The organism is Cupriavidus sp. 86D6 (assembly GCF_057815095.1).
This window is the reverse complement of sequence record NZ_JBYPSB010000016.1, coordinates 39,742-52,311: the sequence shown is the minus strand read 5'-3', so window position 1 is coordinate 52,311 and position 12,570 is coordinate 39,742. Positions and strand designations below refer to the sequence as shown.

The 12,570-nt window shown below is 65.6% G+C and carries 8 protein-coding genes; 1 reads left to right on the top strand and 7 read right to left on the bottom strand.

Annotation, left to right across the window (positions count from 1 at the left end):
- Window positions 1-140: 140 nt before the first annotated feature.
- The gene (locus tag AC3G88_RS25025; protein WP_488774008.1) at window positions 141-1,229 is read right to left on the bottom strand and encodes a Bug family tripartite tricarboxylate transporter substrate binding protein; all 1,089 of its coding nucleotides are present in this window, start codon (window positions 1,227-1,229) and stop codon (window positions 141-143) included.
- Window positions 1,230-1,402: 173 nt separating this feature from the next.
- Between AC3G88_RS25025 and AC3G88_RS25020 the strand changes: the two genes are divergently transcribed.
- Window positions 1,403-1,936 carry a GNAT family N-acetyltransferase gene (locus AC3G88_RS25020; RefSeq protein WP_488894095.1) on the top strand — a complete coding sequence of 178 codons (534 nt, stop codon included), beginning with the start codon at window positions 1,403-1,405 and terminating at the stop codon, window positions 1,934-1,936.
- 92 nt (window positions 1,937-2,028) lie between these two features.
- Here AC3G88_RS25020 and AC3G88_RS25015 read toward each other — a convergent pair whose 3' ends face one another.
- The 6 genes from AC3G88_RS25015 to AC3G88_RS24990 form a co-directional block, all read right to left on the bottom strand.
- Window positions 2,029-3,492 carry a glutamate synthase subunit beta gene (locus AC3G88_RS25015; protein WP_400394569.1) on the bottom strand — a complete coding sequence of 488 codons (1,464 nt, stop codon included), beginning with the start codon at window positions 3,490-3,492 and terminating at the stop codon, window positions 2,029-2,031.
- Between the two features lie 112 nt (window positions 3,493-3,604).
- Window positions 3,605-8,272 carry a glutamate synthase-related protein gene (locus AC3G88_RS25010; protein ID WP_488774061.1) on the bottom strand — a complete coding sequence of 1,556 codons (4,668 nt, stop codon included), beginning with the start codon at window positions 8,270-8,272 and terminating at the stop codon, window positions 3,605-3,607.
- 389 nt (window positions 8,273-8,661) lie between these two features.
- A complete protein-coding gene (locus AC3G88_RS25005; protein ID WP_488774007.1) occupies window positions 8,662-9,396 on the bottom strand; it encodes a transposase in 735 nt (244 codons plus the stop codon).
- A 71-nt stretch (window positions 9,397-9,467) separates the two neighbouring features.
- The gene (locus AC3G88_RS25000) at window positions 9,468-10,628 is read right to left on the bottom strand and encodes a deoxyguanosinetriphosphate triphosphohydrolase (protein WP_092602142.1); all 1,161 of its coding nucleotides are present in this window, start codon (window positions 10,626-10,628) and stop codon (window positions 9,468-9,470) included.
- Between the two features lie 55 nt (window positions 10,629-10,683).
- Window positions 10,684-11,790, bottom strand: coding sequence for a 3-dehydroquinate synthase (gene aroB, locus AC3G88_RS24995; RefSeq protein ID WP_488774006.1), 1,107 nt, complete (start codon window positions 11,788-11,790; stop codon window positions 10,684-10,686).
- Complete coding sequence (locus AC3G88_RS24990) at window positions 11,787-12,386, bottom strand: shikimate kinase (RefSeq protein WP_488774005.1); 600 nt, start codon at window positions 12,384-12,386, stop codon at window positions 11,787-11,789. Before AC3G88_RS24990 ends, aroB begins: the two co-directional genes overlap by 4 nt.
- Window positions 12,387-12,570 lie beyond the last annotated feature (184 nt).

The following is a 12,570-nucleotide window of genomic DNA, read 5'->3' as shown; positions in this document are numbered from 1 at the left end:
CCGGATTTGGACAGGCCGCCATTATAAGGGCTACTACCTATCGGTCGCCGTCCCGTGTGGTGATCTCACCATTGCATGGCCGACAACAATCCGAGGCATTCGTGTGATGCCGGCCGGACAAACTTGCCCGATTGCTCACTTCAGGGCTCGCTGCGCGGACCCGCCTGGCGCAGAATCACCTGCCATTGCACCGATTCCGAGCGGATGGCAGTGGCAAAGGCGTCGGGCGAGTCGCGAACTGGCGTAAGGCCGGCAGCCATCAACTGGGCCTGCACGCCGCGCTCGCTGGTCACACTGTCCAGTTCGGTAGCCAGTCGCGCCACGATGGCCCGGGGCGTCTTGGCCGGAGCCATCACGCCATACCAGGCGAGCGCCCCGTAGCCCTCCATGCCCGTTTCCTGCAGCGTCGGCACCTGCGGCGACAGCGGCGAGCGCACCGGCCCGGTCACGCCCAGGATGCGCAGCGCACCCGAGCGCACATGGGTCTGCACCGCGGCCCACGAACAGAAACAGGCGCTGATCCGGCCGGCGAGCATTTCCTGCACCACCGCGCTCTCGCCCTTGGCCATCACCAGCGGCACGCTGGTCGGCATGCCCCGCACCGCGTATTCGGCGTACAGATGCTGCGGGCTGCCCGGCTGGCCATAGCCATAGCTGTAAGATGCCGGGCTCGACCGCACGGCCGTGACCCACTGCTGGGGTGTCGTCATCGGCAAATGACCATCGATCACCAGGAACAACGGCATGGCGGCCACCCGCGCGACGGGGGTGAAATCACGCGTCACGTCATAGGGCACCGGTTCGAGTCCGGGCTGGATCAGCATGTTGGCCTGATGGAACAGCAGCGTGTGGCCGTCGGAACTGGCCTTGGCCACGAGGTCGCCAGCCATGGTGCCCGCCGCGCCGGGACGATTGTCCACGTCGACAGGCACGCCAAGCCGCTGGGATAGCCGTTCGGCCACCAGTCGCGCCACGGCATCGGCAACACCGCCGGCCGGGAACGGCACGATCATGCGCAGCGGCCGCGCGGGGAACGAGACCTGACGGGCCGGCGATTCCGTGCGCGCGGCAGGCGGAATGCTGGCAAGCTGGGCGACCGCGGGAGGCTGAGCGAGGGCCGTCGCCGCGCATAGCGCAACGGCAACCGCGCACCCCGTCCATCTGGCAGCGAGTATTGGCAACTTCGCTATACCTCGCCAAAGCCGCATGCAATTGCGTACTTCGGGCATCAATTTCCTCCGGGCCGTACCCACCGCTACGGCACCAAATCGGCTGAAAGGGATTTCGAGGCAGTCTCTTCTTATCTATTTTGAGGAAATTGTAAGGACATTGCCTGGCAGCGCACAGACCGCGTAAACGCTCTCCGGGCGGACCCCAATGTGAGCGCCCGTATAATCAGCCGATGCCTGAATTCACCCTTCGGCCCATGCGCGCCGCCGACCTGCCCGCCGTGCTTGCCATCCAGGCGCAGTGCTATGGCGATGCGCTGGTGGAGTCCGCCGATGCCCTGGAAAGCCGGCTCACGCTATCGCCCCCCACCTGCTGGGTCGCAGCCCTGTCCACGCCATCGCAAAACGGCCAATCCAGCCCTGCCCTGGCCGCCTACCTGTTTACCCATGCATGGCCAGAGGCATCGCTGCCGCCCTGGAACGGCCGGCTTGCCCGCGACTGGCCCGATACCGAGCCGCTGACATGGTTCATTCACGACATGGCCGTGGCGCCGATCGGCCGCGGCGCGGGCCTCGCTACCCGCCTCCACCACGCGGCACGCAACGTGGCGATGCACGACGGCCTGCGGGCGTCGCGCCTTATCGCCGTCCAGTCAGCCGATGCGTACTGGCGCAGGCTCGGGTACGCACCGCTGGCCGCCGACAGGCATGCAGACAAGCTGGCAGCGTATGGAGAGGGGGCGGTGTTGATGGGGTGTGTGCTGTAGGTCCAAGCTTGCCGAACCCATAGGCCAGAACAAAAACCCCCGCAGCCTTCCGGCATGCGGGGGTGTTTTCGCGCCAGCGTAGGAACCTCGGCTTAACGCGGCAGTTCGCTGTGGCCCATCAGGAAGGCGTCCACCGAGCGGGCGGCCTGGCGGCCTTCGCGGATGGCCCAGACCACCAGCGACTGGCCGCGGCGCACGTCGCCTGCGGCGAAGACCTTCGGCACGTTCGTCTGGTAGGCGCGGTCGCCTTCGGTCGATGCCTTGGCGTTCTTGCGCGCGTCGGTGTCCACGCCGAAGGCTTCCAGCATGGAGCCCACGGGGTTCGTGAAGCCCATGGCCAGCAGCACCAGGTCGGCCTTCAGCACGAATTCGCTGCCCGGCACTTCCTGCATCTTGCCGTCCTTCCACTCCACGCGGCAGGCCTTCAGCGCCGTGACCTTGCCGTTCTCGCCGATCAGTTCCTTGGTGGCCACCGACCAGTCGCGCGAGCAGCCTTCGTCATGCGACGACGACGTGCGCAGCTTGATCGGCCAGTACGGCCACACCAGCGGCTTGTTCTCTTCTTCCGGCGGCTGCGGCAGCAGTTCGAACTGCGTGACCGATTCGGCGCCATGGCGGTTCGACGTGCCGACGCAGTCCGAACCCGTATCGCCGCCGCCGATCACGATCACGTGCTTGCCTTCGGCGCGGATCTCGTTGACGCCGTCGCCGGCCACTTCCTTGTTCTGCGGAATCAGGAATTCCAGCGCGTAGTGGACGCCGGCCAGTTCGCGGCCCGGCACCGGCAGGTCGCGCGGCACTTCCGAGCCGCCCGCCAGCACCACGGCGTCGAACTGGTCCATCAGCGCCTGCGCCGAGATGGTTTCACGCGCGTAGTTCTTGATGCCGGCCGGCAGCGCGCCGTCGGTCACCATCACGCCCGCACGGAAGGTCACGCCTTCGGCCTGCATCTGCTCGATGCGGCGGTCGATCAGGTCCTTCTCCATCTTGAAGTCGGGGATGCCGTAGCGCAGCAGGCCGCCGATACGGTCGTTCTTCTCGAACACGGTCACGTCGTGGCCGGCGCGCGCCAGTTGCTGCGCGGCTGCCATGCCAGCGGGGCCCGAGCCGACCACGGCCACGGTCTTGCCGGTCTTGTGCTTCGGCACCTGGGGCGCCACCCAGCCTTCTTCCCAGGCCTTGTCGATGATCGCGTGCTCGATCGACTTGATGCCCACCGGCAGCTCGTTGATGCCCAGCGTGCAGGCAGCCTCGCACGGCGCCGGGCAGATACGGCCCGTGAACTCGGGGAAGTTGTTGGTCTGGTGCAGGACTTCGATCGCCGACTTCCAGTCCTGGCGGTACACCAGGTCGTTGAAGTCCGGAATGATGTTGTTGACCGGGCAGCCGTTGTTGCAGAACGGGATACCGCAGTCCATGCAGCGGGCACCCTGGACCTTCGCTTCGCTGTCGGAGAGCGCGAACACGAATTCCTTGTAGTGCTTCACGCGCTTGACTACCGGTTCGTAGCCTTCGTTCTGGCGCGGAAATTCGAGAAAGCCTGTCGCCTTACCCATGTTGCATCCTTGGTCTTGCTGGCGCGAGGCGGCCGGGCCGGCCTCGCGTGGGGTCAGTATCTTGTTGGCGCCGCAGCCGTTGCCGCGGCGCCTCTCGTGGTGTGGCTGCCGGTCAGGCGGCTACCGCCTCGCGGTCGCTGTCGCGGGCTGCCTGTTCCTTTTCGAACATCTCGCCCAGGGCGCGCTTGTACTCGGTCGGGAAGACCTTGACGAACTTGCGGCGAGCCGTGGTCCAGTCGGCCAGCAGCGCCTTGGCGCGCTCCGAACCGGTGTAGCGGAAATGCTGCTCGATCAGGTTGCGCAGGATCACTTCGTCCAGCTGGCGCGTGCCGTTGAACTTGTGCCATTGCGATTCCGGCTGGCCCTTCTGCTGGTCGGCCGACGCGAGCACCGCCTCCAGCGCCACCATCGACGTGTTGCAACGCTTGTCGAACAGGCCGTCCTCGTCATAGACGTAGGCCACGCCGCCCGACATGCCGGCCGCGAAGTTGCGGCCCGTGCCGCCCAGCACGACCACGGTACCGCCGGTCATGTATTCGCAGCCATGGTCGCCGGTGCCTTCCACCACGGCGGTGGCACCCGAGTTACGCACCGCGAAACGCTCGCCGCCCACGCCGTTGAAGAACGCCTCGCCAGCCAGCGCGCCGTACAGCACGGTGTTGCCCACGATGATGTTGCGGGTCGGGTCGCCACGGAATTCGTGCGGTGCGCGCACGATCACGCGGCCGCCCGACAGGCCCTTGCCCACGTAGTCGTTGGCGTCGCCCACCAGGTCCATCGTGATGCCGTGCGCCAGGAACGCGGCAAACGACTGGCCCGCCGTGCCCTGGAACTGGATGTGGATCGTGTCGTCGGGCAGGCCCTCGTGGCCGTACTGCTTGGCCACCACGCCGGACAGCATCGCGCCCACCGTGCGGTTCACGTTCTTGACCGGCTGGATGAACGACACGCGCTCACCCTTGTCGATGGCCGGGCGCGCCTTGGCGATCAGCGTGTGGTCCAGCGCCTTGCCGGCTTCCACCGACAGGCCGTGATCCTGCACGTCGGTGTGGTAGCGCGGCACGTCGGCCGGGATCGGTGCCTGGAAGAAGATGCGGCTGAAGTCCAGGCCGCGTGCCTTCCAGTGCTCGATGCCGTGACGGATGTCGAGCAGGTCGGCGCGGCCGATCAGTTCGTCGAACGTGCGGATGCCCAGCTGGGCCATGATTTCACGCGCTTCTTCCGCAACGAAGAAGAAGAAGTTCACCACGTGCTCGGGCTTGCCCTGGAACTTCTTGCGCAGCGCCGGATCCTGCGTGGCCACGCCCACCGGGCAGGTGTTCAGGTGGCACTTGCGCATCATGATGCAGCCCTCGGCCACCAGCGGCGCGGTGGCGAAGCCGAACTCGTCCGCACCCAGCAGCGCGCCGATCACCACGTCGCGGCCGGTCTTCATCTGGCCGTCGGCCTGCACGCGGATGCGGTTGCGCAGGCCATTCAGCATCAGCGTCTGCTGCGTTTCGGCCAGGCCCAGTTCCCACGGCGAACCGGCGTACTTGATCGACGACCACGGCGATGCGCCGGTGCCGCCGTCATGGCCGGCGATCACCACGTGATCGGCCTTGGCCTTGGCCACGCCGGCGGCCACGGTACCCACGCCCACTTCGGACACCAGCTTGACCGAGATGTCCGACGCCGGATTCACGTTCTTCAGGTCGTGGATCAGCTGTGCCAGATCCTCGATCGAGTAGATGTCGTGGTGCGGAGGCGGCGAGATCAGGCCCACGCCCGGCACCGAGTAACGCAGCTTGCCGATGTAGTCGGACACCTTGTGGCCCGGCAGCTGGCCGCCTTCGCCCGGCTTGGCGCCCTGCGCCATCTTGATCTGGATCTGGTCGGCCGATGCCAGGTATTCGGCGGTCACGCCGAAACGGCCCGACGCCACCTGCTTGATCTTCGAGCGCAGCGAATCGCCGGCCTGGAGTTCCAGGTCTTTCTCGATCACGTGGTCGCCCAGGATGCTCTTGAGCGAGTCGCCCTGCTTGATGGGGATGCCGCGCAGTTCGTTGCGATAACGCTTCTCGTCCTCGCCGCCTTCGCCGGTGTTCGACTTGCCGCCGATGCGGTTCATCGCCACGGCCAGCGTGGCGTGGGCTTCGGTCGAGATCGAGCCGAGCGACATGGCGCCCGTGGCAAAACGCTTGACGATTTCCTTGGCCGGTTCCACTTCTTCCAGCGGAATCGCGCGGGCCGGGTCGACCTTGAACTCGAACAGTCCGCGCAGCGTCATGTGACGACGGCTCTGGTCGTTGATGATGTTGGCGTATTCCTTGTACGTCTGGTACTGGCCGCGGCCATCGTCGGCACGCACCGAGTGCTGCAGCTTGGCGATGGAGTCCGGCGTCCACATGTGGTCTTCACCGCGCACACGGAACGCGTACTCGCCGCCGGCGTCGAGCATGTTGCTCAGCACCGGGTTGCTGCCGAATGCGTCGGTATGCAGGCGCAGCGCTTCTTCGGCCACCTCGAAGATGCCGATGCCCTCGACGTTCGACGGCGTGCCGTGGAAGTACTTCTGCACCAGTTCGCGCGACAGGCCGATGGCCTCGAAGATCTGGGCGCCCGTGTACGACATGTACGTGGAGATGCCCATCTTCGACATCACCTTGAACAGGCCCTTGCCGATCGCCTTGACGAAGTTCTTGACCGCCTTTTCCGGCGACAGGTCGCCCGACAGGCCCGAGGCCATGTCGGCCAGCGTTTCCATGGCCAGGTACGGGTGCACGGCTTCGGCGCCGTAGCCGGCCAGCAGCGCGAAGTGATGCACTTCACGGGCCGAGCCGGTTTCGACGACCAGGCCGGCCGACGTGCGCAGGCCCTTTTCCACCAGGTGGTGGTGGATGGCCGACGTGGCCAGCAGCGCCGGAATGGCCACCTGGGTGTCGTCGACGCGGCGATCCGACACGATCAGGATGTTGTAGCCCGAACGCACGGCGTCCACGGCTTCGGCGCACAGCGATGCCAGGCGGGCCTCGATGCCTTCCTTGCCCCACGCCACCGGGTAGCAGATGTTCAGTTCGTACGAACGGAACTTGCCGCCGGTGTAGTGCTCGATGTTGCGGATCTTGGCGATGTCCTTGAAGTCCAGCACGGGCTGGGACACTTCAAGGCGCATCGGCGGGTTGATGTTGTTCAGTTCCAGCAGGTTCGGCTTCGGACCGATGAACGACACCAGCGACATGACCATGTTCTCGCGGATCGGGTCGATCGGCGGGTTGGTCACCTGCGCGAACAGCTGGCGGAAGTAGTGGTACAGCGTCTTGTTCTTCGACGACAGCACGGCCAGGGGCGAGTCGTTGCCCATCGAGCCCGTGGCTTCCTCGCCGGCCAGCGCCATCGGCGCCATCAGGAACTTGACGTCTTCCTGCGTGTAGCCGAACGCCTGCTGGCGGTCCAGCAGCGGCGACACCGGCTTCTTCTCGGCGGCCACGTCTTCCGGCTTGGCTTCCAGCTCGTCGAGCTTGATGCGCACGGCGTCGATCCAGCTCTTGTACGGCTTGGCGTTGGCCAGGTTGTCCTTGAGTTCCTTGTCGTCGATGATGCGGCCCTGCTCCATGTCGATCAGGAACATCTTGCCCGGCTGCAGGCGCCACTTGTTGACGATGCGCGACTCGGGGAACGGCAGCACGCCGGCTTCCGACGCCAGCACGACGAAGTCGTCGTCGGTCACGTAGAAGCGGGCCGGACGCAGGCCGTTACGGTCCAGCGTGGCACCGATCTGGCGGCCGTCGGTGAAGCAGATGGCGGCGGGGCCGTCCCACGGCTCCATCATCGCGGCGTGGTACTCGTAGAAGGCACGACGGTTGTCGTCCATCAGCGTGTGCTGTTCCCAGGCTTCCGGGATCATCATCATCATTGCGTGGACGAGCGGGTAGCCCGCCATCGTCAGCAGTTCGAGGCAGTTGTCGAACGATGCCGTGTCCGACTGGCCCGGATAGATCAGCGGCCACAGCTTGGGCAGGTCGTCGCCCAGCACCGGCGACGAGATTGCGCCGGTCCGTGCGTTGACCCAGTTCACGTTGCCCTTGACCGTGTTGATTTCGCCGTTGTGGGCGACCATGCGGTACGGGTGGGCCAGTTCCCAGGCCGGGAACGTGTTGGTCGAGAAACGCTGGTGCACCAGGGCCAGGGCCGAGACGGCGCGCGAATCCTGCAGGTCCAGGTAGTACTCGCCCACCTGGTTGGCCAGCAGCAGGCCCTTGTACACGACGGTACGGGCCGACATCGACGGCACGAAGTATTCCTTGCCGTGCTTGAGCTTGAGCGCCTGGATGGCGTGGCTGGCCGTCTTGCGGATCACGTAGAGCTTACGTTCCAGCGCGTCCGTGGTCATGATGTCGCGGCCACGACCGATGAAGATCTGGCGGATCACCGGCTCGGTGGTGCGCACGGTCGGGGACATCGGCATGTTGCAGTCCACCGGCACGTCGCGCCAGCCCAGTACGACCTGGCCTTCCAGGCGCACGGTGCGCTCGAGCTCCTGCTCGCAGGCCAGGCGCGAGGCGTGTTCCTTCGGCAGGAAGATCATGCCGACGCCGTATTCGCCGTTGGGCGGCAGCGTCACGCCCTGCTTGGCCATTTCTTCGCGGTAGAACTGGTCCGGGATCTGGATCAGGATACCGGCGCCGTCGCCCATCAGCGCATCTGCGCCAACTGCGCCCCGGTGGTCCAGGTTCTCAAGGATCTTCAGACCCTGCGAAATGATCTCGTGGGATTTCTTGCCCTTGATATGCGCCACCATGCCGACGCCGCAGGCGTCATGCTCGTTGGTGGGGTCGTACAGGCCCTGGGCCTGGGGGCGTGCGGCGAGATCGGAAGATTGTTGCGAGTGGTCCACGGGCTGAATTCCGGTGAAGGCTGCGCAGCCAGCAAGGGCATAGACCGAACGGGATGGGCTGTCGCGGGGGGCCTCTTGATCGGGCGTGGCAGACAGCTGGGACCGCAGCGGCGTACACGAGCGTGACGCGCCGCACAATGACTGTGGGTGGAGCAACTATAAGAGAATCGTCCGAGCCTCGCAAAATTATTAAATGGGGTCAGAACACATTAAATATTGCACCATCGCGGTCGCCATTTTAAATGGGGACACATTAATTCCTCGGCATTTTCGCACTGATATGGTGCGCTCCATCAGCTCTCCAGCGTGGAGTCGGCCTCTCCGCCCTCGGCATCCGGAATTACCGACTTTCTTGGTCGGCCTTTAGGCAGCGGCTGGACGCGTCGCGTCGCGTGACGCTCAAGTTGCATCAGGAAGGCATCGCTGCCCAGCGGCCAGCCGCTATGGGCATGCTTCTGCAGCGTGGCGAGCGTGCGGCCGGACAAACCCTCGGCCGTCAATGCGCGGTAATTGGACTGCCGCTCGAACGGCGTATTGCCCAGGTCCCAGTAAATGGAGTGATCACTCACAATCGATTGGGATTCGAAGCCAGCGTGGTGCCGATAGCTGCTCCAGCGATCCGCCTCGGGCGTCGTCACGTCGCCGGCGCGCACGGCATTGCCTTCCGTATAGAGCATGGCCGGCAGCAGCCAGGTCTCGGGCTCGATGACCGCGGAGCGGAAGCGGCCTTCCCAGAGGGTGCCCGTGCGATCGGCCACGCGGTTGAAATGGCGGGCGTAGCGGCGCCCTACCGCCTGCATGGTCAGGCTCAGCGAATAGGGGCCCTTCGGGGTCGCCACCAGATGGATATGGTTGGGCCGCAGTGCATAGGCGTGGATGGCCAGCTCATGCTCGCGAGCCGCCATGCGCAGGCAATCGAGGTAGTGCAGGTAGTCGTCCGTACCCAGAAAGACGGACTGGCGGTTGTTGCCGCGCTGCAACACCATGGCCGGCAACCCGGCGGGAGAGAAACGGGGAAGGCGGGCCATCGGGCATCCCGGATACAAGATGCCCGCATGATAACCTGATCTGTCCCCGTTTTTTGACGGACTCCTTCAGCTCAACCGATCGAGTTGCTCTCGCTGACCGCGAAGATGCGCCGGTGCTCGCGGATGGCATAGCGATCCGTCATGCCGGCGATGTAGTGAGCGATCAGGCGCGGCTGGTCGGCGCCGTGGCCAGCCTGGTACTGGGGCGGCAGCAGACGCGAATCCTGCATGAAGGCGCCGAACAGGTCGGTGATGATGCGCTGCGCCTTGGCCGACATGCGCATGACCAGGTAATGCCGGTAAAGGTGGCGGAACAGGAAACGCTTCAGCGCCGCGGCTTCCTCATGGATCTTCGGGCTGAACGAGACCAGCGGCCCGGCAGCGCGCACGTCGGCAATCGACTTCGGATTGGCGGCGGCGATATTGCGGCCGGTGGTCTCGATCAGATCGACGATCAGCGTATTGATCATGCGCCGGACCGTCTCGTTGATCGCCCGGCGCCCGTTGATGCCCGGAAACGCCGCTGCCACCTCTGCGCGATGGCGGCCCCACATCGGCACTTCGTCCAGCTGCTCCAGCGTCAGCAGGCCAGAGCGCAGGCCGTCGTCGATATCGTGGTTGTTGTAGGCGATCTCGTCGGCCAGATTGGCCAGCTGAGCCTCGAGCGACGGCTGCGCGCCCTCCAGGAAACGCCGCCCCAGCTCGCCCAGCGCCGCCGCATTGACGCGCGAGCAATGCTTGAGAATGCCTTCGCGCGTCTCGAACGTCAGGTTCAGCCCGTTGAAGCCGCCGTACCGTTCCTCCAGCTCGTCCACCACCAGCAGGCTCTGCAGGTTGTGCTCGAATCCGCCGTGGTTCTTCATGCAGCCGTTCAGCGCGTCCTGTCCGGCGTGGCCAAACGGCGTGTGGCCCAGGTCGTGGGCCAGCGAGATCGCCTCGACCAGATCCTCGTTGAGCCGCAGGTTGCGCGCGATGGACCGAGCAATCTGTGCCACCTCCAGGCTGTGCGTCAGCCGCGTGCGGAACAGGTCGCCCTCGTGGTTGACGAAGACCTGCGTCTTGTATTCGAGCCGGCGGAAGGCCGTGCTATGGATCACGCGGTCGCGGTCGCGCTGGAATTCACTGCGCGAGGACGAGGCCGGTTCGGCATGCACCCGGCCGCGCGTCTTGGCAGAGCGCGCGGCATAAGGGGCGAGATGGGCTTCGAGGTCAGTCGCTGGAGCGGTGGTCATGCGGGCAATCCGTTAATCCGTTGCTGGTTCAGGGTTGCAAGGCATAACCTGGCGCTTACGCGACCGGTGCCTCTGCGGGAGGTTTCAGGACGGCGTGGCGCAGCGTGTCACGCAGATCCGGGTCCGGTACGGTGGTAATGAATGCCTCGCCAAGCTTGCGCAGCAGAATGAACTTGATGCTGCCGGCCTCGGCCTTCTTGTCCACCTTCATCAGTTCGATATAGCGGTCGATGCCCAGGTCCGGCGCCACCACGGGCAGCATCGCTGCCTGCGTCAGCGTACGGATGCGCGCCCGGGTCTCGACGTCGATGAATCCCAGGCGATGCGACAGATCGGCCGCCATCACCATGCCGCAGCCCACCGCCTCGCCGTGGAGCCACTCGCCATAGCCCATGCCGGCTTCGATGGCATGGCCGAACGTGTGTCCGAAATTCAGAATCGCCCGCAGGCCGCCTTCGCGCTCGTCCTGGGCCACCACGCCGGCCTTGATCTCGCACGAGCGCCGCACCGCCTCGGCCATCATGCCAGTGTCGCAGGCATTGAGCGCGGCGATGTTGTCCTCGATCCAGGCAAAGTAATCCGCATCGACAATCGCGCCGTGCTTGATCACCTCGGCCAGGCCGGCGGCCAGCTCGCGCGGCGGCAGCGTCTTCAGCGTGTCGATATCGGCAATCACCGCGTTGGGCTGGTGGAACGCCCCGATCATGTTCTTGCCGAGCGGGTGGTTGATGCCGGTCTTGCCCCCGACCGACGAATCCACCTGTGACAGCAGCGTGGTCGGCATCTGGACGAACGGCACGCCGCGCATGTAGCAGGCGGCGGCAAAGCCGGTCATGTCGCCCACCACGCCGCCGCCCAGCGCGATCAGCGTGGTCTTGCGGTCGGCGCCCGCCTGCAGCAGTGCATCGAAAATCAGGTTCAGCGTCTCCCACTGCTTGAAGCGTTCGCCGTCCGGCAGCACTACCGTCCGGACGGTCTTGCCCAGGCCGGCCAGCACCGCTTCGACGCGGGACGCATACAGCGGGCCGACGGTCTCGTTGGTAACGATGACGGCATGCTGGCCGCGCACGTACGGCTGCAGCAGGTCGGCGCGGTCCAGCAGGCCGCCGCCGATATGGATGGGGTAGCTACGCGCCCCGAGATCGACTTCCAGCGTGATCATGAATGGGTGTCCTGCGCCGGCTGCCCGGCCACCGGATCGGTGTCGGGCACCGCTTCCACGGACGGAAACGTGAAGCCGGCCATTTCGAGTTGCATGAGAACCATATTAGCAAGCTGCGCCACGGTCGGCTTGCCGGTTTCGATAATGAAATCCGCCACTTCGCGGTAGAGCGGGTCGCGCTGGGCGTAGAGCGCCTCCAGCCGGCCTTTGGGGTCTTCGGTCTGGAGCAGCGGACGGTTGCGGTCATGGCGCGTACGCAGCCACAGGTCATGCGGACTCGCGCGCAGGTAGACCACGGTGCCGTTGGCTTTCAGGGCCGCCCGGTTGGCTTCGCGCAGCACGGCGCCGCCGCCCGTGGCCAGCACGATGCCGGTGCGGCCGGTCAGCTCGGCAATCATCTGCGCTTCGCGGTCCCGAAACCCGGTCTCGCCCTCGTGCTCGAAAATCACCGGGATCTTCACGCCGCAACGCGCTTCGAGCTCGTGGTCGGAGTCGAAGAACGGGTAGTCGAGGCGTCGGGCCACCGAGCGGCCGACGGTGGTCTTGCCGGCGCCCATCAGGCCAACAAAGAAAAGATTCGGGCGATTGGCTGTCACTGGACTGTCTTGCGCGAAAAGGCTCGGGGCATCTGGCACGCCGCCCGGCCCACCTCGCTGGCGTGATTCATACGCCATTGTGCATCATTGCGGTCCGGTTCCGGCTGGCCGTCGGTTCCGCCAACGATGCCGCGAAAAGGAAAAAGGCCGCGTCGCATACCGACGCGGCCTGCCAGTCTACTGC

Excerpts from the sequence above, each read along its gene's own strand:
- AC3G88_RS25015 (WP_400394569.1), bottom strand. The coding sequence starts at position 3,492 with ATGGGTAAGGCGACAGGCTTTCTCGAATTTCCGCGCCAGAACGAAGGC.
- AC3G88_RS25000 (WP_092602142.1), bottom strand. The coding sequence starts at position 10,628 with ATGACCACCGCTCCAGCGACTGACCTCGAAGCCCATCTCGCCCCTTAT.
- AC3G88_RS25025 (WP_488774008.1), bottom strand. The coding sequence starts at position 1,229 with ATGCCCGAAGTACGCAATTGCATGCGGCTTTGGCGAGGTATAGCGAAG.
- AC3G88_RS25020 (WP_488894095.1), top strand. The coding sequence starts at position 1,403 with ATGCCTGAATTCACCCTTCGGCCCATGCGCGCCGCCGACCTGCCCGCC.
- AC3G88_RS25010 (WP_488774061.1), bottom strand. The coding sequence starts at position 8,272 with ATGGTGGCGCATATCAAGGGCAAGAAATCCCACGAGATCATTTCGCAG.
- AC3G88_RS25005 (WP_488774007.1), bottom strand. The coding sequence starts at position 9,396 with ATGGCCCGCCTTCCCCGTTTCTCTCCCGCCGGGTTGCCGGCCATGGTG.
- aroB (WP_488774006.1), bottom strand. The coding sequence starts at position 11,790 with ATGATCACGCTGGAAGTCGATCTCGGGGCGCGTAGCTACCCCATCCAT.